This window comes from Pseudomonas oryzihabitans, from assembly GCF_007665395.1.
GTDB classification, from domain to species: domain Bacteria; phylum Pseudomonadota; class Gammaproteobacteria; order Pseudomonadales; family Pseudomonadaceae; genus Chryseomonas; species Chryseomonas psychrotolerans_C.
Map to the genome: position 1 here is coordinate 15790 of NZ_VDND01000019.1, position 22692 is coordinate 38481.

35 protein-coding genes and 1 pseudogene are annotated in these 22692 nt (G+C 61.9%); 3 read left to right on the top strand and 33 right to left on the bottom strand.

Annotation, left to right across the window (positions count from 1 at the left end; genetic code table 11):
• The first annotated feature begins 1 nt into the window (after window position 1).
• The 3 genes from FSV73_RS24830 (at window position 2) to FSV73_RS24840 (ending at window position 2548) form a co-directional block, all read left to right on the top strand.
• Window positions 2-1255, top strand: a complete 1254-nt coding sequence (locus tag FSV73_RS24830) for an ABC transporter permease (protein ID WP_145012997.1) — start codon at window positions 2-4, stop codon at window positions 1253-1255.
• Window positions 1256-1268: 13 nt separating this feature from the next.
• Window positions 1269-1763, top strand: coding sequence for a DUF3299 domain-containing protein (locus FSV73_RS24835; protein WP_145012999.1), 495 nt, complete (start codon window positions 1269-1271; stop codon window positions 1761-1763).
• 95 nt (window positions 1764-1858) lie between these two features.
• Window positions 1859-2548, top strand: coding sequence for an OmpW/AlkL family protein (locus FSV73_RS24840; protein ID WP_145013000.1), 690 nt, complete (start codon window positions 1859-1861; stop codon window positions 2546-2548).
• A 93-nt stretch (window positions 2549-2641) separates the two neighbouring features.
• On the opposite strand, the gene FSV73_RS24845 is transcribed toward FSV73_RS24840, so the two are convergent.
• The 33 genes and pseudogenes from FSV73_RS24845 to tuf form a co-directional block, all read right to left on the bottom strand.
• Window positions 2642-3571 (bottom strand): NAD-dependent epimerase/dehydratase family protein, encoded by a 930-nt coding sequence (locus FSV73_RS24845; RefSeq protein WP_145013002.1) that lies wholly within the window; start codon window positions 3569-3571, stop codon window positions 2642-2644.
• Window positions 3564-4463, bottom strand: a complete 900-nt coding sequence (locus tag FSV73_RS24850) for a sugar nucleotide-binding protein (RefSeq protein ID WP_186309345.1) — start codon at window positions 4461-4463, stop codon at window positions 3564-3566. The genes FSV73_RS24845 and FSV73_RS24850 overlap by 8 nt, the downstream gene beginning before the upstream one ends.
• Window positions 4464-4550: 87 nt before the next feature.
• A complete protein-coding gene (gene yccS / locus FSV73_RS24855) occupies window positions 4551-6755 on the bottom strand; it encodes a YccS family putative transporter (protein WP_186309346.1) in 2205 nt (734 codons plus the stop codon).
• A gap of 146 nt (window positions 6756-6901) precedes the next feature.
• Window positions 6902-8359: a catalase gene (locus FSV73_RS24860; RefSeq protein ID WP_145013004.1), complete on the bottom strand. Its 1458-nt coding sequence runs from the start codon at window positions 8357-8359 to the stop codon at window positions 6902-6904.
• Between the two features lie 199 nt (window positions 8360-8558).
• Window positions 8559-8948: a 50S ribosomal protein L17 gene (rplQ, locus tag FSV73_RS24865; RefSeq protein WP_007161227.1), complete on the bottom strand. Its 390-nt coding sequence runs from the start codon at window positions 8946-8948 to the stop codon at window positions 8559-8561.
• A 44-nt stretch (window positions 8949-8992) separates the two neighbouring features.
• Window positions 8993-9994, bottom strand: a complete 1002-nt coding sequence (locus tag FSV73_RS24870) for a DNA-directed RNA polymerase subunit alpha (protein ID WP_059316454.1) — start codon at window positions 9992-9994, stop codon at window positions 8993-8995.
• A gap of 22 nt (window positions 9995-10016) precedes the next feature.
• Window positions 10017-10637, bottom strand: coding sequence for a 30S ribosomal protein S4 (gene rpsD / locus FSV73_RS24875; RefSeq protein ID WP_017640289.1), 621 nt, complete (start codon window positions 10635-10637; stop codon window positions 10017-10019).
• A 16-nt stretch (window positions 10638-10653) separates the two neighbouring features.
• On the bottom strand, window positions 10654-11043 hold the full coding sequence (gene rpsK, locus FSV73_RS24880; protein WP_003281811.1) for a 30S ribosomal protein S11: 390 nt from the start codon (window positions 11041-11043) through the stop codon (window positions 10654-10656).
• A 30-nt stretch (window positions 11044-11073) separates the two neighbouring features.
• Window positions 11074-11430: a 30S ribosomal protein S13 gene (gene rpsM / locus FSV73_RS24885; protein WP_007161230.1), complete on the bottom strand. Its 357-nt coding sequence runs from the start codon at window positions 11428-11430 to the stop codon at window positions 11074-11076.
• A gap of 130 nt (window positions 11431-11560) precedes the next feature.
• Complete coding sequence (gene rpmJ / locus FSV73_RS24890) at window positions 11561-11677, bottom strand: 50S ribosomal protein L36 (RefSeq protein ID WP_002555468.1); 117 nt, start codon at window positions 11675-11677, stop codon at window positions 11561-11563.
• Window positions 11678-11707: 30 nt separating this feature from the next.
• Window positions 11708-13039, bottom strand: a complete 1332-nt coding sequence (gene secY, locus FSV73_RS24895) for a preprotein translocase subunit SecY (protein WP_133860560.1) — start codon at window positions 13037-13039, stop codon at window positions 11708-11710.
• The gene (gene rplO, locus FSV73_RS24900; RefSeq protein ID WP_007161232.1) at window positions 13040-13474 is read right to left on the bottom strand and encodes a 50S ribosomal protein L15; all 435 of its coding nucleotides are present in this window, start codon (window positions 13472-13474) and stop codon (window positions 13040-13042) included. It lies immediately after the preceding gene.
• Window positions 13475-13477: 3 nt separating this feature from the next.
• Complete coding sequence (gene rpmD / locus FSV73_RS24905; protein ID WP_145013006.1) at window positions 13478-13660, bottom strand: 50S ribosomal protein L30; 183 nt, start codon at window positions 13658-13660, stop codon at window positions 13478-13480.
• A gap of 2 nt (window positions 13661-13662) precedes the next feature.
• A complete protein-coding gene (gene rpsE, locus FSV73_RS24910) occupies window positions 13663-14163 on the bottom strand; it encodes a 30S ribosomal protein S5 (RefSeq protein WP_007161234.1) in 501 nt (166 codons plus the stop codon).
• Between the two features lie 3 nt (window positions 14164-14166).
• On the bottom strand, window positions 14167-14517 hold the full coding sequence (gene rplR, locus FSV73_RS24915) for a 50S ribosomal protein L18 (RefSeq protein WP_007161235.1): 351 nt from the start codon (window positions 14515-14517) through the stop codon (window positions 14167-14169).
• Between the two features lie 10 nt (window positions 14518-14527).
• The gene (gene rplF / locus FSV73_RS24920) at window positions 14528-15061 is read right to left on the bottom strand and encodes a 50S ribosomal protein L6 (RefSeq protein WP_017640286.1); all 534 of its coding nucleotides are present in this window, start codon (window positions 15059-15061) and stop codon (window positions 14528-14530) included.
• 11 nt (window positions 15062-15072) lie between these two features.
• Window positions 15073-15465 carry a 30S ribosomal protein S8 gene (rpsH, locus tag FSV73_RS24925; protein WP_017640285.1) on the bottom strand — a complete coding sequence of 131 codons (393 nt, stop codon included), beginning with the start codon at window positions 15463-15465 and terminating at the stop codon, window positions 15073-15075.
• A gap of 162 nt (window positions 15466-15627) precedes the next feature.
• A complete protein-coding gene (gene rpsN / locus FSV73_RS24930; protein ID WP_145013008.1) occupies window positions 15628-15933 on the bottom strand; it encodes a 30S ribosomal protein S14 in 306 nt (101 codons plus the stop codon).
• Between the two features lie 13 nt (window positions 15934-15946).
• Window positions 15947-16486: a 50S ribosomal protein L5 gene (gene rplE, locus FSV73_RS24935; protein WP_007161239.1), complete on the bottom strand. Its 540-nt coding sequence runs from the start codon at window positions 16484-16486 to the stop codon at window positions 15947-15949.
• A 19-nt stretch (window positions 16487-16505) separates the two neighbouring features.
• The gene (gene rplX / locus FSV73_RS24940; protein ID WP_017640283.1) at window positions 16506-16820 is read right to left on the bottom strand and encodes a 50S ribosomal protein L24; all 315 of its coding nucleotides are present in this window, start codon (window positions 16818-16820) and stop codon (window positions 16506-16508) included.
• A 12-nt stretch (window positions 16821-16832) separates the two neighbouring features.
• Window positions 16833-17201, bottom strand: a complete 369-nt coding sequence (rplN, locus tag FSV73_RS24945) for a 50S ribosomal protein L14 (protein WP_007161241.1) — start codon at window positions 17199-17201, stop codon at window positions 16833-16835.
• 12 nt (window positions 17202-17213) lie between these two features.
• Window positions 17214-17480 (bottom strand): 30S ribosomal protein S17, encoded by a 267-nt coding sequence (rpsQ, locus tag FSV73_RS24950; RefSeq protein WP_007161242.1) that lies wholly within the window; start codon window positions 17478-17480, stop codon window positions 17214-17216.
• A gap of 2 nt (window positions 17481-17482) precedes the next feature.
• Window positions 17483-17674: a 50S ribosomal protein L29 gene (gene rpmC, locus FSV73_RS24955; protein WP_007161243.1), complete on the bottom strand. Its 192-nt coding sequence runs from the start codon at window positions 17672-17674 to the stop codon at window positions 17483-17485.
• Complete coding sequence (gene rplP / locus FSV73_RS24960) at window positions 17674-18087, bottom strand: 50S ribosomal protein L16 (RefSeq protein WP_017640282.1); 414 nt, start codon at window positions 18085-18087, stop codon at window positions 17674-17676. The genes rpmC and rplP overlap by 1 nt, the downstream gene beginning before the upstream one ends.
• A 12-nt stretch (window positions 18088-18099) precedes the next feature.
• Window positions 18100-18789, bottom strand: coding sequence for a 30S ribosomal protein S3 (rpsC, locus tag FSV73_RS24965; protein ID WP_007161245.1), 690 nt, complete (start codon window positions 18787-18789; stop codon window positions 18100-18102).
• A gap of 13 nt (window positions 18790-18802) precedes the next feature.
• Window positions 18803-19135: a 50S ribosomal protein L22 gene (gene rplV, locus FSV73_RS24970; RefSeq protein WP_007161246.1), complete on the bottom strand. Its 333-nt coding sequence runs from the start codon at window positions 19133-19135 to the stop codon at window positions 18803-18805.
• Window positions 19136-19147: 12 nt separating this feature from the next.
• Complete coding sequence (gene rpsS, locus FSV73_RS24975) at window positions 19148-19423, bottom strand: 30S ribosomal protein S19 (protein ID WP_007161247.1); 276 nt, start codon at window positions 19421-19423, stop codon at window positions 19148-19150.
• A gap of 18 nt (window positions 19424-19441) precedes the next feature.
• Window positions 19442-20263 (bottom strand): 50S ribosomal protein L2, encoded by an 822-nt coding sequence (gene rplB, locus FSV73_RS24980; RefSeq protein ID WP_145013010.1) that lies wholly within the window; start codon window positions 20261-20263, stop codon window positions 19442-19444.
• A gap of 12 nt (window positions 20264-20275) precedes the next feature.
• A complete protein-coding gene (gene rplW, locus FSV73_RS24985; RefSeq protein WP_007161249.1) occupies window positions 20276-20575 on the bottom strand; it encodes a 50S ribosomal protein L23 in 300 nt (99 codons plus the stop codon).
• Window positions 20572-21174, bottom strand: a complete 603-nt coding sequence (gene rplD, locus FSV73_RS24990; protein WP_017640279.1) for a 50S ribosomal protein L4 — start codon at window positions 21172-21174, stop codon at window positions 20572-20574. Before rplD ends, rplW begins: the two co-directional genes overlap by 4 nt.
• 13 nt (window positions 21175-21187) lie before the next feature.
• Window positions 21188-21823, bottom strand: a complete 636-nt coding sequence (gene rplC / locus FSV73_RS24995; RefSeq protein WP_058760898.1) for a 50S ribosomal protein L3 — start codon at window positions 21821-21823, stop codon at window positions 21188-21190.
• 84 nt (window positions 21824-21907) lie between these two features.
• Window positions 21908-22219, bottom strand: coding sequence for a 30S ribosomal protein S10 (gene rpsJ, locus FSV73_RS25000; RefSeq protein WP_003243886.1), 312 nt, complete (start codon window positions 22217-22219; stop codon window positions 21908-21910).
• Between the two features lie 172 nt (window positions 22220-22391).
• Window positions 22392-22692 (bottom strand): annotated as a pseudogene (tuf, locus tag FSV73_RS25005) (elongation factor Tu); the annotation flags it as partial.

The window sequence follows — 22692 nt, forward strand, 5'->3', positions numbered from 1 at the left end:
GATGCCACTGCTCTCGCTAGCCTGGGCCAGCCTGCGCAATCGCCGCGCCACCGCTCTGCTCACCGTCTTCACCATCGCCGTCTCGGTGGCCCTGCTGCTGGGCGTCGAACGGCTGCGCACCGAGGCCAAGGCCAGCTTCGCCAGCACCATAGCCGGTACCGACCTGGTGGTCGGCGCGCGCTCCGGCGCGGTCAACCTGCTGCTCTACTCGGTGTTCCGTATCGGCAACGCCACCAACAACATCCGCTGGGAAAGCTACGAGAAGCTCGCCGCCGACCCGCGCGTCGCCTGGACCATCCCGCTGTCCCTGGGCGATTCCCACCGCGGCTACCGGGTACTGGGCACCGACGGCAACTACTTCGCCCACTATCACTACGGCCGTAACCAGCCGCTGCGGCTGGCCCAGGGCCGGCCCTTCGCCGACGTCTTCGAGGTGGTGCTGGGCGCCGAGGTGGCCAAGGCGCTGCACTATCGGCTGGGCGACAAGATAGTGCTGGCCCATGGCGTCGCCACCATCAGCCTGACCGAGCACAGCGACCATCCCTTCACCGTGGCCGGCATCCTCGCCCCCACCGGCACCCCGGTCGACCGCACCCTGCACATCCCCCTGACCGGCATGACCGCCCTGCACCTGGACTGGCGCGGCGGCATGCCCGGCCCTTCGCTGAGCGATGCCGAGGTCCGTAAGCGCGATCTCACGCCCAAGGACCTCACCGCCGCCCTGGTCGGCCTCAAGAGCCGGGTGGCCACCTTCGCCCTGCAGCGGGCGATCAACGACTACAGCGGCGAACCCCTGATGGCCATCCTGCCGGGGGTCGCCCTGCAGGAGCTCTGGGGCCTGCTCGGCACCGCGGAACAGGCGCTGCTGGTGATGTCGCTGTGCGTGGTGCTCACCGGCCTGGTGGGCATGCTCACCGCCCTGCTCGCCAGCCTCAACGAAAGACGCCGGGAGATGGCCATCCTGCGCTCGGTAGGCGCCCAGCCGCGCCACCTGTTCGGTTTGCTGCTGGCCGAGGCGCTGGGCCTCACCCTGGCCGGCTGCCTGGCTGGGCTGGCCCTGCTCTATGGCGCCATCGCCGTGGGGCGGCCCTGGTTGCTGGCGGAATACGGCCTGGCATTGCCGCTAGACTGGCCCTCGCTCTACGATGGGCAACTGCTCGGCGGCATCCTGCTCGCGGCCCTGGTGCTCGGTTGCATCCCGGCCTGGCGCGGCTGCCGCCAGGCCCTCACGGACGGGTTGTCCGTGCGTTTGTAGACGAGGCTCCACCATGCGCCTGGCGCTCCTGCTGTTGCTGATCTGGCTGCCCTGGGTGCAGGCCGAACCCCGCCCACTCGCCTGGCGGGAGCTGGTCCCGGCCGATGCGCCGCGCTTCAATCCGGGCAGCATCGACCACGGCCTCGGCGAAGACGGTCCGGCCGCCAGCCAGCCCTGGCCGGACGCCCCCACGGTGGCCGCCCTGGATGGCCAGGAGGTACGCCTGCCCGGCTACGTGGTGCCGCTGCTGGTCACCGACGAGGGCGAGGTCACCGAATTCCTGCTGGTGCCCTACTACGGCGCCTGCATCCACGTGCCCCCGCCGCCGGGCAACCAGATCGTCTACGTCAAGGGCAGCCACGACCTCTGGCTGTCCAAGCTGCACCTGCCCTATTGGGTGGAAGGCCGCCTGGGCGTGGGTACCCAGCGCAGCGAGGTGGCCGTCGCCGGCTACTGGATGCAGGCACAGCGCATCCTTCCCTACATCCTCAAGGGAGACGGTTCCTGAGCGGATCGCGTCCACCCTTGAGCGAGATCAAGAGTCCGCCGGCCCGCCTTCGCTAGGCTGCTCCGAGCCTTTTTCAGCGCCTTCGGAGCCCTGCCATGCGTCCTCTCTTCCGCCTCAGCCTGCTCGCCCTCGTCCTGGCCACCCCGCTCGCCCAGGCCCACCAGGCCGGCGACATCATCCTGCGCGCCGGCGCCATCACCGTGGATCCCCACGAGCGCAGCTCCGACGTCAAGATCGACCGGGGCGCCCTGAGTGGTGCCAACCTGGGTGGCAAGGCGAGCATGGACAGCGATACCCAGCTGGGGCTCAACGTCGCCTACATGCTCACCGACCACCTGGGCCTCGAGCTGCTGGCGGCCACGCCCTTCGAGCACCAGGTCGACATCAAGGGCACCGGGCTGGACGCCGCCAACGGCAAGCTGGGCAGCCTCAAGCACCTGCCGCCGACCCTGAGCCTGGTCTACTACCCACTGGACGCCAAGGCGACGTTCCAGCCCTATGTCGGCGCCGGCCTCAACTACACCTGGATCTACGACGAGCACGTCGGCAGCGGCGCCAGCGCGGCCGGCTTCGATAATTTCCGCGCCGACAACTCCTGGGGCTGGGCTGCCCAGGTGGGCGCCGATGTCATGCTCACCGATCGGGTGATGCTCAACGCCCAGCTTCGCTACATCGATATCTCGACCACCGCCCACGTCGACAACACCGCCCTCGGCGCCCGCGCCAAGGTCGATCTGGACGTGGATCCCTGGGTCTACATGGTCGGCCTGGGCTATCGCTTCTAAGCCAAGGCAGGCGCCCAACCTGCCGCAGGTTGGCGCTAAGACAGCGCCATCGCCGAAGCCCAACAGGCCAGGGTACGCCCCTGGCCCCAGTCGCTAGCCCCGCAACAACGCCGCCAATCCAGCGCCCATGCTGGTGGGGCGACTGAAATCGAAGCGCTCGCGCAGGCGGCTGTTATCCGCCTTGGAATGCCGGATATCCCCCGACCGCGCCGCGCCATGGGTCACCTCCGGCAGGCCACCCAGCACCTGACCGATCTCGGCCAGCAGGCCGTTGAGGCTGATGGTCTCGCCACGCCCCACGTTCACCGCTCCGGCCGAAACCTCGGGGGCCTCCAGCGCCTGCACCAGGATGCCCACCAGATCGGCGACATAGACAAAATCACGGGTCTGCTCGCCGTCACCGAAGACCGTGATCGGCGTGCGGCGCCGGGCGCGCTCGGTGAAGATGCTGATCACCCCGGAATAGGGCGAGGAGGGATCCTGGCGCGGTCCATAGATGTTGAAGAAGCGGAAGATCGCCGGTTCCAGCCCATGCTGGCGGCGATAGAAATCCAGGTAGTACTCACCGGCCAGCTTGTCCGCCGCATAGGGGGTGAGGGGCGCCTTGGGCAGCTCCTCGTCGATGGCCTGGCCCTGGCCATTGGCGCCATAGACCGCCGCACTGGAGGCATAGACCACCCGCTTGATCCCAGCCTTGCGCAGGGCCTCGCAAAGATTCAGGGTACCGATGAAATTGGCCATGTGGGTACCGACCGGATCCTCGACGGACGCCTGCACCGAGGCCACCGCCGCCAGGTGCACCACCGCCGCGCAGCCGGCCACCGCGGCCTCCAGGGTCGCGGCATCGGCCACGTCGCCCACCCGCAACTCGAGACGCTCGTCGTCCAGGCGCAGGTTCTCCCGCCTGCCGGTACTCAGGTCGTCCAGTATCCGCACGCTCCTGCCTTGCGCGAGCAGCGCGTCGGCCAGATGGGAGCCGATGAAACCGGCACCGCCAGTGATCAGAATGGGCGCATCACTCATCGAAACCTACCTCGTCCTGCCGAAAGCCCTGCAGCAGCGCCGGCAGCTCCTGCTGCCAGCGCCGCGCCTTGATACCGAAGGTGTTGAGCAGCTTGCGGCTGATCAACACCCCCTGTTGTGGCTCCTCCGCGGCATCCGTGCGCTCCAGGTGAGGCACCTCCTGCCATTCGCAGCGCACCGGTCGCTCGAACTCCTGCCAGAGCCTGGCCACGGTCTCGGCCAGGCCCAACTCCGAGACCGCCTCCTGGGCCCCGTAGTGATAGGTGCCCCAGAGCGGCGCGCCACAGTCGAGCTGCTTGACGATGGCCACCAACACCCGGGCGACATCGTCGACCGTGGTGGGATTGCCGCGCCGGTCACCGGCCAGCGGCACGACCTGCTCGGTGCCCAACTGGCGCAGCAGGCGCCCCAGGCGCCCGTCACGGGAGTCATCCAGCACCCAGCCCAGGCGCAGCAGGATGTGCATCGGGCACAGGGCCCGCACCAGTTGTTCGATTCGCCAGAGCGCCTCGCCGCGAGCACCGGCGGGCCGCGGAAGATCCTTTTCACTATAGCCGGCGACACGCGAGCCATCGAAAAGCTGATAGCCGGACGGCTGGATCAGTGGAATCTGGTAGTGCTGGCACAGGCCGGCCAGCCGCTGCACGGCCAGCGCCTGACGCTGCAGCAGCGCCGGATCCACCGCCGCCGCCTGCAACCAGTCGCGGTAATAGGCGAGATTGATCACGGCGCCTGGCCGCACGCGGTCCAGCGCCTCGGTCAGGCCGGCGGCGTACCAGCCTTCCGTGGGGATCTCGGGAGCGATGAAGTCGATGCCTGCTTCGGCACCCGCGGTCAGCAGCGCCTTACCCAGGGCGCTCTCCCCGCCCACTACTAGAAGACGCATACGCATGAATGGGAACAGCCTTCAGACCAGCATAAACAGGCGTCGAACGATTCGACGGACATCGGCCAACATAGCGCGTCGCGCCAGCCTTGCTCAAGCATCGGCAGCCACCGCGTCCGGTTGTTCGCGGGTTTGCTCGCGCAGCGTATGGTTGGCGGCGCTCTTGAGATTGGGCAGCAGGCGGCAGATCAGCGCCAGCTGGGTGCATACCAGCCGATAGCCATCGTCGTTGTCATCCGCTGCCGCTTCCAATTCATCGGCCAGGCTGCTTTCCTCCTCGGCGGTCGGCGGCAGGCTGCGGCGTTCGGCCACCGCCGCGGCGATGGCCTCCATGCCTTCGGCGATCCGGATCACGGCGCGCTCCACCAAGGCATCGTGCTCGGCCGCTTCCAGCTGGCGGCGATGCGCGCCCAGGGCCGACAGATAGCCCAGCAGGGTGTTGGACAGCGCCAGATAGCGAAAGCCGGCCTCCAGGTTGCGCCGGAAATGCCCGGGGTCTCGCAGCATGTTGGCCAGGGCGGCCGACAGGGTCGCGTCGGCATTGTGGGCGTTGCGCCGCGCCACCCGGTAGTCGAGGTCATCGCGCTTGCCGGTGCGGTACTGCTCGTGCAACCGCCGTAGGTAGAGCGCATTGGTACGCAGGGTATTGGCCATCACCAGGTGCAGGCGCCGCCCCTGCCAGTCCGGCAGCACGAAGAACACCGCCAGCACCGCGATCAGGCAACCCAGCAGGGTGTCCAGCAGCCGCGGCCAGATCAGCATGAAGCCATTGCCCACCTGGTTGAAGCAGAACAGCACCATGAGGGTGATGGCCGCGGTGGCCACGGTATAGCGATCGGTCCGAGTGATGAAGAACACCAACCCGGCGACCAGCGCCAGCAGCAGCTGGATCTCCGCCTGGGTGAACAGCTCCAGCAGGGCACTGCCCAGCAGCAGGCCGATCACCGTCCCCACGATCCGCTGGACCAGGCGTACCCGCGTGGCGCCGTATTGCGGCCGGCAGACGAACACCGTAGTTAGCAGGATCCAGTAGCCATTCACCGGGTGGATCAGGTGCAGGACGCCATAGCCGGTCATCAACGCCAGGGCCATGCGCAGGCCGTGGCGGAATAGCAGCGAGGTCGGGGTCAGCTGCAGGCGGATGCGCTGGAATACCTCGCGCAGGGAGCGTGCCGCGGGATCGAGCAGGCTGGTGTCGAGATCCGCCGCGCCGGAGTCGCTGGTACCGGCTTCGGAGAATTGCCGCTCCAACGTCGAGAGGTTGTGGCCGAGCAGATCCAACGAGCGCAGCAAGCCGCGCCAGCGGGGATTCTGCTGCTGCTTGAGGTGTTCCAGCGAGGCTTGGAGGTCAATCAGACCCTGCTGGCTCTGCTGGCCGTACTCGAAGGGCTGACCGAGCCGGATCGCCTCGCCCAGGTTGAAACAGGCCGCGGCCTGCAACTTGAGCAGGCGCTGGCAGCGAAACAGGATATCGCTGTGGAAGAAGGCCTCGGTGAGGGCGCTATAGGGATAGTGCGACGAGCTGGCGCGCTCATGGATATCCTGGGCCATGAAGTACAGCCGGAAATAGCGACCGGAGCGTGCCCCCGGCCGCCCCGAGCGGCCGAAGCGATTGAGGATGGTCGCCTTGGCCTGGTTCAGCGCCTGGACCACCTTGCCGTTCTGCTGGGCCAGCAGCACGCGCCGCCGATGCAGGTCGACACCGCGCACGGGTTCGAGCATCTCGGCCTTGAGCTTGAGGAAGATGCCCAGCTCGCCATAGAGCGCGAACAGACTCTGGCGCACGGGCTGATGGGCGAATAGGGTGCACCAGAGCACCGACAGCACCCCGTACCAGAGCGCCCCGGCCAGCAGGTGCGCCGGCTCGTACCACAGCGGCACCTGGGCCCCCAGGCGCTGGTCCACGCCGATCATGGCATAGATGGACAGGATCACCGTGGCCTGGGCGACCGAGGCGTAGCGCTCGCCGATCGCCCCCAGCATGGTCAGGCTGAAGGTGGCGAGGCCCAGGCCCACCACGAAGATCCAGGGATAGGGAAACAGCAGTTCCACGGCGAAGGCCGCGACGGTGAAGCACAACAGCGTCACCGCCAGCGACTTCAATCGCCCCAGCCAGCTGTCGTCGGTTTCCGCCAGAGCACTGGCGATGATGCCGAGGAACACCGGCGACAGCGACCGCAGGTCACCCAGCGACCAGCAGACGGCCATGGCGCCGCTCAGGGCGACGAAGACGCGGACGCCATAGCTGGCTTTTTCATGCGCCCAGAACTGACGCAAAGACACCCCGAACACTGTCATGACGGCAAAGCGAGCCTCGTGTTTTCGCGCTTGATGCGAACCTTAGCACTGCGACGTCGCCAGAGGCGTCCGAGACAGCCTTTCCAGCACTTTTTTAACGGACGAAAAAAAGCCCGGCGATTGCCGGGCTGTCTTGCCTGCCTGGGTCAGGCCACTTCGCTGGGATCTATCCCCAGGCCCTTGGCGACACCCATGCCATAGGCAGGATCGGCCTTGAGGAAATGACCGATCTGGCGCAGCTGGACGTCTCGGGTGACCGAGCCCAGGGCACCGACGAGGTTGCCGATCAGCAGCGCCTGCTGGTCGGGGTTCATCAGGCGGAACAGGGCGCCGGCCTGGCTGAAGTAGTCCTCGTCAACGCGGTGATCGTAGCGATCGGCCGGACCGGCGAAATTCAGCGCCGGCTCCCGGTACTGCGGCGCCTGCTTGGGCGTATGCCCATAGCTGTTCGGCTCGTAGTTCGGCAGGGAGCCGCCGTTGCCGTCGAATCTCATGGCGCCGTCACGCTGATTGTTGGCGTAGGGGCAGCGCGGGGCATTGACCGGCAGTTGCTGGTAGTTGGTCCCCACCCGGTAGCGCTGGGCATCGGCATAGGCGAACACCCGGCCCTGCAGCATGCGATCGGGCGACAGACCGACGCCCGGTACCACGTTGCTCGGGGCGAAGGACGCCTGCTCGACTTCGGCGAAGTAGTTCTGCGGATTGCGGTTGAGCTCCAGCACCCCCACTTCCTGCAACGGATAGTCCTTCTGCGACCAGACCTTGGTCACGTCGAAGGGATTCTCGGCGCGGCCCGCCGCTTCCTGCTCGCTCATCACCTGGATGCACATCGTCCAACGCGGGTATTCACCGCGCTCGATGGCCTGGAACAGGTCGCGCTGGCTGTAGTCCGGATCGGTACCGGCCAGGCGCGCCGCCTCGGCCGGGGGCAGGTTCTTGATGCCCTGCTGGCTCTTGAAGTGGAACTTCACGAAGTGCCGCTCACCCTGGGCATTGATCAGGCTGAAGGTATGGCTGCCGAAGCCATGCATGAAGCGATAGCCGTCCGGAATGCCGCGATCGGAGAACAGGATGGTGACCTGGTGCAGCGACTCCGGCGACAGCGACCAGAAGTCCCACATCATCTGCGGACTCTTCAGGTTGCTCCAGGGATCGCGCTTCTGGGTATGGATGAAGTCGGGGAATTTCAGCGGATCGCGGATGAAGAACACCGGAGTGTTGTTGCCGACGATGTCCCAGTTGCCTTCTTCGGTATAGAACTTCAGGGCGAAACCGCGGGGATCGCGCTCGGTATCCGCCGAGCCTCGCTCGCCGCCCACGGTGGAGAAGCGCAGGATGGTCTCGGTCTGCTTGCCCACACTGGCGAACAGCTTGGCGCTGCTCAGGTGAGTGATGTCCTGGGTCACGGTGAAGGTGCCGAAGGCCGCGGAGCCCTTGGCATGCACCCGACGCTCGGGGATGACTTCGCGGTTGAAGTGCGCCAGCTTCTCGACCAGATGGAAGTCGTCGAGCATCAGCGGACCGCGCGGACCGGCAGTACGGGAATTCTGGTTATCGGCCACCGGAATGCCGCTGGCGGTGGTAAGGATCTTGGTATCGGTCACAGGCTGTCTCCCTCTGGATAGCGTTGGCTGATCGCCTGAGGGAAGTATCGCCAAGGCAATACTTTAGGACTAATTTATTGATCCTAGCGTCCTGATAGAAAATTCCCTGAATGCCTTTTCCTATCCATCCAGGCCTTGGGCCAAAGACCGGACATGAAAAAGCCGGGCATGAGCCCGGCTTTTTCTAGAACGCAGCTACTTATTCAGCAGCCTGTTCCACGGTACCGCCGACCGGACGGTCGATCAGCTCGACGTACGCCATGGGCGCATTGTCGCCAGCGCGGAAACCGCACTTCAGGATACGCAGGTAGCCACCCGGACGGTTGGCGTAGCGCTTGCCCAGGTCGTTGAACAGCTTGCCGACGGCAGCTTTCGAACGGGTACGGTCGAAAGCCAGGCGACGGTTGGCGACGCTGTCTTCCTTAGCCAGGGTGATCAGCGGCTCGGCAACGCGGCGCAGTTCCTTGGCTTTCGGCAGGGTAGTTTTGATCAGCTCGTGCTCGAACAGCGACACAGCCATGTTCTGGAACATGGCCTTGCGGTGTGCGCTCGTGCGGCTCAGATGACGACCACTTTTACGATGACGCATGATTGAAATTCCTTCCCAAACTATCGTTCGGTGAACAATGACGATCAGGCAGTAGCCTTGTCGTCCTTCTTAAGGCTTGCAGGGGGCCAGTTGTCCAGGCGCATACCGAGCGACAGACCACGCGAGGCCAGCACGTCCTTGATTTCGGTCAGGGACTTCTTGCCCAGGTTCGGGGTCTTGAGCAGCTCCACTTCGGTACGCTGAATCAGGTCACCGATGTAGTAGATGTTCTCCGCCTTGAGGCAGTTGGCCGAACGAACGGTCAGTTCCAGATCGTCTACCGGACGCAGCAGGATCGGATCGATCTCGTCTTCCTGCTCGACCACGACCGGCTCGCTGTCGCCCTTGAGGTCGACGAACGCTGCCAGTTGCTGCTGCAGGATGGTGGCGGCACGACGGATGGCTTCTTCCGGATCCAGGGTACCGTTGGTTTCCAGGTCAAGCACCAGCTTGTCCAGGTTGGTACGCTGTTCGACCCGGGCGTTTTCCACCACATAGGCCACGCGACGAACCGGGCTGAACGTAGCGTCGAGCTGGAGACGACCGATGGCACGGGTTTCGTCTTCTTCGCTCTGACGCGCATCGGCGGGCTCATAGCCACGACCGCGCGCGATTTTCAGCTTCATGTTCAGCGAACCGTTGTCCGCCAGGTGGGCGATGACGTGCTCACCATTGACGATCTCGACATCGTGATCGACCTGAATGTCGGAGGCCAGAACTGGCCCCTGACCTTTCTTGCTCAGGCTCAGGGTGACTTCGTCACGGCCGTGCAACTTGATAGCCAGACCCTTGAGATTGAGCAGGATCTCGATCACGTCTTCCTGCACGCCTTCGATGGCGCTGTACTCGTGCAGGACACCGTCGATCTCTGCTTCGACTACCGCGCAGCCAGGCATGGAGGACAACAGGATACGCCGCAGCGCGTTGCCCAAGGTATGGCCGAAACCACGCTCGAGAGGCTCGAGGGTGATCTTGGCACGGGTCTGACTAACCGCCTGCACATCGATATGGCGGGGGGTCAGGAACTCATTTACCGAACTCTGCATGGATGCACCTACTTTCTAGCCCTTACTTGGAGTAGAGCTCGACAATCAGGTTTTCGTTGATGTCGGCGGAGAGATCACCACGGGCCGGCACGCTCTTGAAGGTGCCTTCCTTTTTCTCGGTGCTCACTTCGACCCACTCAACCCGGCCACGCTGGCCGCACAGCTCGAGAGCTTGAGCGATACGCAGCTGGTTCTTGGCCTTTTCACGGACCGCGACGACGTCGCCGACCTTGACCTGATAGGAGGGAATGTTGACGGTCTGACCGTTGACGGTGATCGACTTGTGGGAGACCAGCTGGCGCGATTCCGCGCGAGTGGCACCGAAGCCCATGCGATACACCACGTTGTCCAGACGGCATTCGAGCAGTTGCAGCAGGTTCTCACCGGTAGCGCCCTTGCGACGGGCAGCTTCCTGGTAGTAACCGGCGAACTGACGCTCGAGGACGCCATAGATACGGCGGACTTTCTGCTTTTCACGCAGCTGCAGACCGTAGTCGGACAGACGACCGCGACGCTGACCATGCTGGCCAGGAACGGTTTCCAGCTTGCACTTCGAGTCGAGGGCGCGGGCGCCGCTCTTCAGGAAGAGGTCAGTGCCTTCGCGGCGGGACAGTTTGCACTTGGGACCAATGTAACGAGCCATTTCTCACTGTCTCCTATTACACGCGACGCTTCTTCGGCGGACGGCACCCGTTATGCGGGATGGGCGTCACGTCGGTGATGCTGGCGATCTTGTAACCACAGGCATTCAGGGCGCGAACAGCGGACTCACGGCCGGGGCCGGGACCTTTGACGTTCACGTCCAGATTCTTCAGACCATATTCCAGGGCGGCTTGACCGGCGCGCTCGGCTGCAATCTGGGCAGCGAACGGGGTGCTCTTACGGGAGCCACGGAAGCCGGAGCCACCGGAGGTCGCCCAGGACAAGGCATTGCCCTGACGATCGGTGATGGTCACGATGGTGTTGTTGAAAGACGCGTGGATATGGGCGATGCCATCAACCACTGTCTTTTTGACTTTCTTACGAGGACGAGCAGCAGGTTTTGCCATGACTAGATTCCTGTCGATTCGCGGATGCGATTACTTGCGGATCGGCTTGCGCGGGCCCTTACGGGTACGGGCATTGGTCTTGGTGCGCTGACCACGGACCGGCAGACCACGGCGGTGACGCAGACCGCGGTAGCAACCCAGATCCATCAGGCGCTTGATGTTCATGTTGATTTCGCGGCGCAGGTCACCCTCGGTGAGGATTTTGGCGACCTCGTTACGCAGCTGATCGACCTGCTCGTCGCTCAGTTCTTTGATCTTGGCGGTCGGCTCGATGCCGGTGGCCGCGCAGATCTTCTGAGAGGTGGTGCGACCGACACCATAGATGTAGGTCAGCGAGATAACAGTGTGCTTGTTATCTGGAATGTTGACGCCTGCAATACGGGCCATTCAGAAAAACTCCAATTGACAGCTACCGACGCCCCGGAAGCCAAGAAAAGGGCGCGCGATATTAACGCTGTAGGAACAAATGATCAACCCGGCAGCACACTAGCTGCCGGGTTAAACGCGTGATTCACACTCAGCCTTGGCGCTGCTTGTGACGCGGTTCAGCGCTGCAGATCACGCGCACGACGCCTTCGCGGCGAATGATCTTGCAGTTACGGCACAGCTTCTTGACCGATGCACGAACTTTCATGACAACTCCTCTAACCTTACGGGTAACGGCTCAGCGCATCATGCCGCCGCCGTAGCCCTTCAGGTTGGCTTTCTTCATCAGGGACTCGTATTGATGAGATACGAGATGGGATTGGACCTGGGACATGAAGTCCATGACCACTACCACCACGATCAGCAACGAGGTCCCGCCGAGATAGAACGGCACGTTCGCCGCGACCACCAGGAACTGGGGCAACAAGCACACCGCCGTCATGTACAGGGCACCGAACATGGTGAGTCGGGTCAGCACGCCATCGATATAGCGAGCGGACTGTTCACCAGGACGAATACCCGGGATGAACGCCCCGGATTTCTTCAGGTTCTCGGCCACGTCCTTGGGGTTGAACATCAGCGCCGTATAGAAGAAGCAGAAGAAGATGATCCCTGCACTAAACAGCAAGATGTTCAGCGGCTGGCCGGGGGCGATGGCCTGAGCCACGTCCTGCAACCAACCCAGACCTTCGGATTGACCGAACCACGAACCGAGCGATGCCGGGAACAGCAGGATGCTGCTGGCGAAGATCGCCGGGATGACCCCGGCCATGTTCACCTTGAGCGGCAGGTGGCTGTTCTGCGCAGCGAAGACCTTGCGGCCCTGCTGGCGCTTGGCGTAGTGCACCGCGATGCGACGCTGGCCACGCTCGATGAACACCACGAAGGCGATGATGGCCACGGCCACCACACCCACCATGATCAGCGCGAAGATGTTGATATCGCCCTGCCGTGCCGACTCGAAGGACTGACCGATGGCGCGAGGCAAGCCCGCGACGATACCGGCGAAGATCAGCATCGAGATGCCATTGCCGATACCGCGCTCGGTGATCTGCTCACCCAGCCACATCATGAACAGCGCGCCAGCGACGAACGTGGTGACAGCGACGAAATAGAAGCTGAAGCCCACGCTGAACGCGACACCCTGACTGGCGAGTCCTACCGACATCCCGGTGGCCTGAACGAGCGCCAGAACCAGCGTGCCGTAACGGGTGTACTGGCTGATCTTGCGACGACCAGACTCACCCTCTTTCTTCAATTGCTCCAGCTGTGGGCTGATCGCGGTAAGCAGCTGCATGATGATCGATGCCGAGATGTACGGCATGATCCCCAGTGCGAAGATGCTCATCCGCTCCAGCGCACCGCCGGAGAACATGTTGAAGAGGCTAAGAATGGTCCCCTCGTTCTGCCTGAACAGTGCGGCCAGCTGATCGGGATTGATACCCGGAACAGGGATGTGCGCACCGATCCTGTAGACGATGATCGCCAGGAACAGGAATCGGAGGCGGGTCCACAGCTCGGACATACCACCGGTCTTGCTGAGCGCAGAGAGAGCACCTTGCTTAGCCATTTATTCCTCGATCTTGCCGCCAGCTGCTTCGATGGCTGCACGTGCACCCTTGGTGGCACCAATGCCCTTCAGGGTAACGGCACGAGTGACGTCGCCGGACAGCACGACTTTCACACGCTTGATGTCGCGGCTGATCACGTTGGCGTCTTTCAGCGCCTGCAGATCGACGACGTCGACATCGACCTTGGCCAGCTCGGAGGTACGAACCTCGGCACGGTCCAGGGCCTTCAGCGAAACGAAGCCGAACTTCGGCAGACGACGGTGCAGCGGCTGCTGGCCGCCCTCGAAACCGGGGGCAACCTTGCCACCGGAGCGGGAGGTCAGACCCTTGTGGCCGCGGCCACCGGTCTTGCCCAGGCCGCTACCGATACCACGACCGGGACGCAGCTTCTCGCGGCGAGCGCCGGGAGCGGAACGCAGATCGTTCAATTTCATGACTTAACCCTCCACACGCAGAAGGTAGTAGGCCTTGTTAATCATGCCGCGGTTTTCAGGGGTGTCCTGAACTTCGACGGTATGATTGATGCGACGCAGGCCGAGACCCTTGACGCAAGCCTTGTGATTGGCCAGACGGCCGTGGACGCTCTTGATCAGCGTGACCTTGACGGTTGCAGTAGCCATGATCAGAGGATCTCCTCGACGCTCTTGCCACGCTTGGCGGCAACAGCTTCCGGCGCCTGCATGTGCTTGAGACCTTCGAAGGTCGCGTACACCACGTTTACCGGGTTGGTGGAGCCGTAGCACTTGGCTAGGACGTTCTGCACACCAGCCACTTCCAGCACGGCGCGCATGGCACCGCCGGCGATGATGCCGGTACCGTCGGAAGCGGGCTGCATGTACACCTTGGAGGCGCCATGGGCGGCCTTGACCGGGTACTGCAGGGTGGTGCCGTTCAGATCCACCTGGATCATGTTGCGGCGAGCAGCTTCCATCGCCTTCTGGATGGCGGCAGGCACTTCACGGGCCTTGCCACGGCCGAAGCCAACGCGGCCCTTGCCATCGCCAACCACGGTCAGAGCGGTGAAGGCGAAAATACGGCCGCCTTTCACGGTTTTGGCTACGCGGTTAACTTGAACCAGCTTCTCGATATAGCCTTCGTCGCGCTTTTGATCGTTATTTGCCATGACTTAGAACTCCAGCCCGCCTTCACGAGCAGCGTCGGCCAGCGCTTTGACGCGACCATGGTACTTGAAGCCAGAACGATCAAAGGCCACCTGGGTAACGCCAGCGGCCTTGGCACGCTCGGCGACCAGCAGACCAACTTTCTTGGCCGCCTCGACGTTGCTGGTAGCGCTTTCGCGCAGTTCTTTGTCCAGCGTAGAAGCGCTGGCCAGCACCTTGCTGCCGTCGGCCGCGATGACCTGGGCATAGATGTGCTGGGAAGAGCGGTACACGCACAGACGGACCACTTCCAGCTCGCGCATCTTCAGGCGAGCCTTGCGAGCGCGACGCAGTCGGGTTTCTTTCTTGACGGTCATTTGCTATGCCCTACTTTTTCTTGGCTTCTTTACGGTGGACGACTTCGTCGGCATACCGTACACCTTTGCCCTTGTAAGGCTCTGGCGGACGGAAACCACGAATCTCAGCCGCAACCTGGCCGACCAGCTGCTTGTCGATACCCTTGATCAGGATTTCGGTCTGGTTGGGGGTTTCTGCGGTGATGCCTTGCGGCAGGTCGTAGTCCACGGGGTGAGAGAAGCCCAGAGCGAGGTTCAGCACCTGACCTTTGGCCTGGGCTTTGTAGCCCACACCGACCAGTTGCAGCTTGCGCTCGAAGCCCTGGCTGACGCCGACCACCATGTTGTTGACCAGGGCACGGGTAGTGCCGGCCATCGCACGGGTCTGCTGATCGCCATTGCGAGCAGCGAAACGCAGCTCACCGGACTCTTGAGTGACTTCAACGGACGGATGGACCTTCAGCTCCAGAGCGCCCTTGGCACCCTTGATCGAAAGCGCCTGACCGGCCAGATTAACTTCGACGCCTGCAGGCAGTCTTACAGGGTTCTTAGCAACGCGAGACATGCTGATTCCCCTTAGAAGACTGTGCAGAGCACTTCGCCGCCAACACCAGCAGCACGGGCTGCGCGATCAGTCATCACACCTTTGTTGGTGGAAACGATCGACACGCCCAGACCGCCACGCACTTTCGGCAGCTGGTCAACGGCTTTGTACTGGCGCAGACCGGGACGGCTGCTACGCTTGAGTTCTTCGATGACAGGCTTGCCTTCGAAGTACTTCAGCTCGATGGACAGCGACGGCTTGGATTCCGCGCTGACCTGAAAATCCGCGATGTAACCTTCGTCCTTGAGGACTTTGGCGACGGCAGCCTTCAGCTTGGAAGAAGGCATGCTCACAACGGCCTTTTCAGCCATCTGGGCATTACGGATACGAGTTAGCATGTCTGCTAACGGGTCCTGCATACTCATGGGCTATTAGCTCCTAATACAGAAATTGAGCCTTCCGGCTCTCAAAATCACCCCTCGGCAATAGGCCGATTCGGGCGAGCCGAGCATTCTAGAGATGCGCCTGAAACGAATCAAGCCCCAAAAGGGGCTTGATTCAATTACCGCGATGAAAGGCGCTAGCTGTTACCAGCTGGCCTTCACCAGGCCGGGCACGTCACCGCGCATGGCTGCTTCACGCAGCTTGATGCGGGACAGACCGAACTTGCGGTACACGCCGTGCGGACGGCCGGTCAGGCGGCAGCGGTTACGCAGGCGGCTGGCGCTGGCGTCACGGGGCTGCTTCTGCAGGGCGACCTGGGCATTCCAACGGTCCTCGGGGGAGGCGTTGACATTACCGATGGTCGCCTTCAACTCGGCGCGCTTCTTGGCGAACTTGGCAACCGTCTGCTGACGCTTCAGCTCGCGGTTAATCATGCTTTGCTTAGCCATCTGAAGACCTCAATCAGTTACGGAACGGGAAGTTGAACGCACGCAGCAGCGCACGGCCTTCCTCGTCGGTACGAGCGGTGGTGGTCAGGGTGATGTCCATACCACGCAGCGCATCGATCTTGTCGTAATCGATTTCCGGGAAGATGATCTGCTCTTTCACGCCCATGCTGTAGTTGCCACGACCATCGAAGGACTTGGCATTCAGGCCGCGGAAGTCACGCACGCGCGGCAGGGAGATGGACAGCAGACGATCCAGGAATTCGTACATGCGATCGCTACGCAGGGTCACCTTGACGCCGATCGGCCAGCCTTCGCGAATCTTGAAGCCAGCAATGGAATTGCGGGCATAAGTCACGACCGGCTTTTGACCAGCGATCTTTTCCAGGTCAGCTACGGCGTTGTCGATGATCTTCTTGTCACCGACCGCTTCGCCCAGACCCATGTTCAAGGTGATCTTGGTGATGCGCGGAACTTCCATCACGTTACCCAGCTGAAGCTGCTCTTTCAGCTTGGGCGCGATTTCCTTCCGATAAATCTCTTTCAATCGAGCCATGGTGATCTACCTAGCAGCTTCAGGCCTGGACCGCTTTTTGGGTCGACTTGAAGATACGAATCTTCTTGCCGTCTTCGACTTTGAAACCAACGCGGTCAGCCTTGTTGGTCTCGGAGTTGAAAATGGCAACGTTGGAGACATGCAGAGGGGCTTCTTTCTCTACGATGCCACCCTGAACGCCCAGCATGGGGTTGGGCTTGGTGTGGCGCTTGATCAGGTTGACCCCGCCAACGACCAGACGGTCATCGGCGAGTACCTTCAGCACCTTGCCACGCTTGCCCTTGTCCTTGCCGGCAATGACGATTACCTCGTCGTCACGACGAATCTTTTGCATGTCGGCTACTCCTTACAGCACTTCGGGGGCAAGGGAGACGATCTTCATGAACTTCTCGGAGCGAAGTTCACGGGTCACCGGCCCAAAGATACGGGTGCCAATCGGCTCTTGCTTGTTGTTCAGCAGAACCGCGGCGTTGCCGTCGAAGCGGATGATGGAACCGTCGGTGCGGCGGACGCCGTGCTTGGTACGCACGACGACAGCAGTCATCACCTGACCTTTCTTCACCTTGCCGCGCGGAATTGCTTCCTTGACGGTGACTTTGATGATGTCGCCGATGCCGGCGTAACGGCGGTGGGAACCGCCGAGCACCTTGATGCACATCACGCGACGAGCGCCGCTGTTGTCGGCGACGTCAAGCATGGATTGAGTCTGGATCATGGCTCTCTACCCTTATACCTGAACGGCGCGCTCGACGACGTCAACCAGGGTCCACGCCTTGGTCTTGGCCAGCGGGCGGGTTTCGCGAATGGTGACCAGGTCACCAATGCGGCACTGATTGGTTTCGTCGTGAGCGTGCAGCTTGGTGGAACGCTTCACGTATTTGCCGTAGATCGGGTGCTTGACGCGACGCTCGATCAGTACGGTGACGGTTTTGTCCATCTTGTCGCTGACCACTCGGCCGGTCAGCGTACGGACAGTTTTTTCAGCTTCAGCCATGATCACTTACCTGCTTGCTGGTTCAGCACAGTCTTGACGCGAGCAATGTCGCGCTTCACTTGCGAGAGCATGTGAGACTGACCCAACTGGCCAGTTGCCTTCTGCATACGCAGATTGAACTGGTCACGCAGCAGGTTGAGAAGCTGCTCGTTCAGCTCCTCTACGGATTTCTCACGCAAATCTTTCGCTTTCATCACATCACCGTCCGCTTAACAAAGGAGGTTTCGAGCGGAAGCTTGGCAGCGGCCAGGGCAAATGCCTGACGCGCCAGATCCTCGGAAACACCCTCGATCTCGTACAGGACCTTGCCCGGCTGGATCTGGGCTACCCAGTACTCGACACTACCCTTACCTTTACCCATCCGCACTTCGAGAGGCTTCTTGGTGACAGGCTTGTCAGGGAAGACGCGGATCCAGATCTTGCCGCCACGCTTCACGTGACGGGTGAGCGCACGACGTGCGGATTCGATCTGGCGAGCGGTCAGACGGCCACGGCCGACAGCCTTCAGCGCGTACTCGCCGAAGCTGACCTTGCTACCGCGATGAGCCAGACCACGGTTGTGGCCGGTCATCTGCTTGCGGAATTTTGTACGCTTGGGTTGCAGCATGTTGCGTACTCCTTACTTAGCAGCAGCTTTTTTGCGCGGAGCCGGGGCGACGGGCTTGAGCTCTTCCTGGCGGCCACCAATGACCTCACCCTTGAAGATCCAGACCTTCACACCGATCACACCGTAAGTGGTGTGAGCTTCCGCAGTGGCGTAGTCGATATCGGCACGCAGGGTGTGCAGGGGCACACGACCTTCGCGATACCACTCGGTACGGGCGATTTCAGCACCGCCCAGACGACCGCTCACCTGAATCTTGATGCCTTTGGCACCAATGCGGATCGCGTTCTGCACGGCGCGCTTCATGGCGCGACGGAACATCACACGACGCTCAAGCTGCTGCGCAACGCTCTGCGCAACCAGGGCACCGTCGAGCTCCGGCTTGCGGATCTCTTCGATGTTGATGTGCACGGGCACACCCATTCTTGCGGTCAGGTCCTGACGCAGCTTCTCGACATCCTCACCTTTCTTGCCGATCACGATACCGGGACGGGCGGTGTGGATGGTGATGCGTGCGGTTTGAGCCGGACGATGAATATCGATACGGCTTACGGACGCGCTTTTTAGTTTGTCCTGGAGGTACTCACGAACCTTCAGGTCGGCCAGCAGATAGTCCGCATAAGTGCGCTTATCCGCGTACCAGACCGAAGTGTGCTCCTTGACGATACCCAGGCGAATGCCATTGGGATGTACTTTCTGACCCATCTGATCGACTCCGTTACTTGTCCGCAACCTTGACCGTGATATGGCAAGACCGCTTCACGATGCGATCAGCACGACCTTTGGCACGCGGCATGATGCGCTTGAGCGAACGACCTTCGTTTACGAAGACGGTGGAAACCTTCAGGTCATCCACGTCGGCGCCTTCATTGTGCTCAGCGTTGGCCACGGCCGACTCCAGCACTTTCTTCATGATTTCAGCGGCTTTCTTGCTGCTGAAAGTCAACAGGTTGAGCGCTTCGCCCACCTTCTTCCCGCGGATCTGGTCGGCGACCAAGCGGGCTTTCTGGGCGGAGATACGAGCGCCCGACAGCTTAGCGGCTACTTCCATCTTCCTTACCCCTTAACGCTTGGCTTTCTTGTCAGCCGCATGACCGCGATAGGTGCGGGTAGCAGCGAACTCGCCGAGTTTGTGGCCGACCATGTCTTCGTTCACCAGAACGGGGACATGTTGACGACCGTTGTGCACAGCGATGGTCAGACCGACCATCTGCGGCAGGATCATCGAACGACGCGACCAGGTCTTGATCGGCTTGCGCTCGTTTTTTTCCACCGCGACTTCGATCTTCTTCAACAGGTGAAGATCGATAAAAGGACCTTTCTTCAGAGAACGGGGCACAGTCGAATCCTCTACTGATTACTTGCCGCGACGGACAATCATCTTGTCGGTACGCTTGTTGGAGCGCGTCTTGAGACCCTTGGTCTTGACGCCCCATGGCGAAACCGGATGACGGCCACCGGAAGTACGACCTTCACCACCACCGTGCGGGTGATCGACCGGGTTCATGGCAACACCACGAACGGTCGGACGCACGCCACGCCAGCGGGTGGCACCGGCCTTACCCAGCGAACGCAGGCTGTGTTCACCGTTGGACACTTCGCCCAGGGTGGCACGGCACTCGGACAGCACCTTGCGCATTTCACCGCTGCGCAGGCGCACGGTGACGTAGGCGCCTTCACGGGCGACCAGCTGAGCGGAGGTACCCGCGGAACGAGCGATCTGAGCGCCTTTACCAGGCTTCAGCTCGATACCGTGGATGGTGCTACCGACCGGCACGTTACGCAGCGGCAGGTTGTTGCCGGCCTTGATGGGAGCGCCAGCGCCGGACAGCAGTTGGTCACCAGCAACAACGCCCTTGGGGGCGATGATGTAGCGACGCTCGCCATCGGCGTACTTCAGCAGAGCGATGTGTGCAGTACGGTTCGGATCGTATTCGATACGCTCAACGACGGCAGGGATGCCATCCTTGTTACGACGGAAGTCGACCAGACGGTAGTGCTGCTTGTGACCACCGCCGATGTGGCGAGTGGTGATACGACCATTGTTGTTACGGCCGCCGGACTTGCTCTTCTTCTCCAGCAAAGGGGCGTAGGGCGCGCCTTTGTGCAGATCGGAGTTGACCACCTTGACCACAAAGCGGCGGCCAGCGGAGGTCGGCTTGCATTTTACGATTGCCATGATGCCCCCTGATTACTCGGCGCTGCTGGAAAAGTCGAGATCCTGGCCCGGCTGGAGCGCGATGTACGCTTTTTTCCAGTCGTTACGCTTGCCCAGACCACGAGCGGTACGCTTGGTCTTGCCCTGGACGTTCAGGGTGCTGACGCTGCGAACCTTGACCTCGAACAGCTGCTCGACGGCCTTCTTGATTTCCAGCTTGGTTGCATCGGTGGCAACCTTGAATACGAACTGCTTCTGGCTGTCCGCCAGCATGGTGGCCTTCTCGGAGATGTGCGGGCCAAGCAGCACTTTGAATACGCGTTCCTGGTTCATGCCAGCAGCTCCTCGAATTTCTTCACGGCGGACACAGTGACCAGCACCTTGTCGTAGGCGATCAGGCTGACCGGGTCGGAACCCTGGACATCACGAACGTCGACGAACGGCAGGTTGCGGGCGGCCAGGTACAGGTTCTGGTCGACAGCGTCGGTCACGATCAGCACGTCGCTCAGGCCCAGGCCGTCCAACTTGCTGACCAGGGTCTTGGTCTTGGGCGCGTCGACGGCGAAGTCGTCAACCACGACCAGACGGTCCAGACGAACCAGCTCGGCGAGGATGGAGCGCAGGGCAGCGCGGTACATCTTCTTGTTCAGCTTCTGGCTGTGATCCTGGGGCTTGGCTGCGAAAGCCACGCCACCGGAACGCCAGATGGGGCTGCGGATGGTACCGGCACGGGCACGACCGCTGCCCTTCTGACGCCAGGGCTTCTTGCCACCGCCACGGACTTCGGAACGGGTCTTCTGGGCACGGGTGCCCTGACGACCGCCAGCCATGTAGGCGACGACTGCCTGGTGAACCAGGGTCTCGTTGAATTCACCGCCGAAGGTGTGCTCGGAGACTTCGATAGCTTGAGAGCCATTCACATTGAGTTGCATGTTCTCTCTCCTCTCAACCACGGGCCTTGACAGCGGGACGCACGATCACGTCACCACCCGGCGCGCCGGGGACGGCACCCTTGACCAGCAGCAGGTTGCGTTCGGCGTCTACACGCACGACTTCCAGCGACTGAACGGTTACACGCTCCGCACCCAGGTGACCGGACATTTTCTTGCCCTTGAACACTCGACCAGGAGTCTGGCACTGGCCGATGGAACCAGGTGCACGGTGGGAAACGGAGTTACCGTGGGTGTTGTCCTGACCACGGAAGTTCCAGCGCTTGATGGTACCGGCGTAGCCCTTACCTTTGGACTGGCCAGTGACATCAACCATCTGGCCGGCTTCGAACAGGGCAACAGTGACTTCGTCACCGGCCTTGTACTCACCGTCTTCCAGGCGGAATTCGAGGACGCTACGACCAGCGGCAACGCTGGCCTTGGCGAAGTGACCGGCTTGCGCCTTGGTCACGCGGGAAGCACGACGCTCACCCACGGTCACCTGAATGGCACGGTAGCCATCGGTTTCTTCGCTTTTGAATTGGGTTACGCGATTCGGCTCGATCTCGATGACCGTAACCGGAACGGAAACGCCTTCTTCGGTGAAAACGCGGGTCATGCCGCATTTACGACCGACTACACCAATCGTCATGTTGAGAACCTCTTGAGTGTACGGGGCTTTCACCCGCTATGGCCGCCCATTTCAGAGCGTTACACGACTGAAACCTTGACGGTCTCAGCCGAGGCTGATTTGCACTTCAACGCCAGCGGCGAGATCGAGCTTCATCAGCGCATCGACGGTCTTGTCGGTGGGCTGAACGATGTCGAGCACACGCTTGTGGGTACGAATTTCGTACTGGTCACGAGCGTCCTTGTTGACGTGCGGAGAAATCAGCACTGTGTAACGTTCCTTGCGGGTAGGCAGAGGAATCGGACCACGCACCTGAGCACCAGTACGTTTCGCGGTTTCCACGATTTCCTGGGTGGATTGATCGATCAGGCGATGATCAAAAGCCTTCAACCGAATACGGATTTGTTGATTTTGCATTTGACCTCAGACTCCAAGCTTTCCCCTCGGGCAAAAAGGTGCCCGATTAAAGGAGGCGCAATTCTAAGGATGTCGCCAGCGGCTGTCAAGAACGCCTCTTTTGCCATCTGTCAATTTCACGAGGCAAGAAAAAAGGCCCCGAAGGGCCTTTTTTCCGTTTCAGATCAATCGATTACTCGATGATCTTGGCAACCACGCCGGCGCCGACGGTACGACCGCCTTCACGGATGGCGAAACGCAGACCGTCTTCCATCGCGATCGGCGCGATCAGGGTGACAACCATCTTGATGTTGTCGCCCGGCATCACCATCTCGACGCCTTCCGGCAGCTCGCAGTTACCGGTCACGTCGGTGGTGCGGAAGTAGAACTGCGGACGGTAGCCCTTGAAGAACGGGGTGTGACGACCACCTTCTTCCTTGGACAGCACGTACACTTCGCACTCGAACTTGGTGTGCGGCTTGATGGTGCCCGGC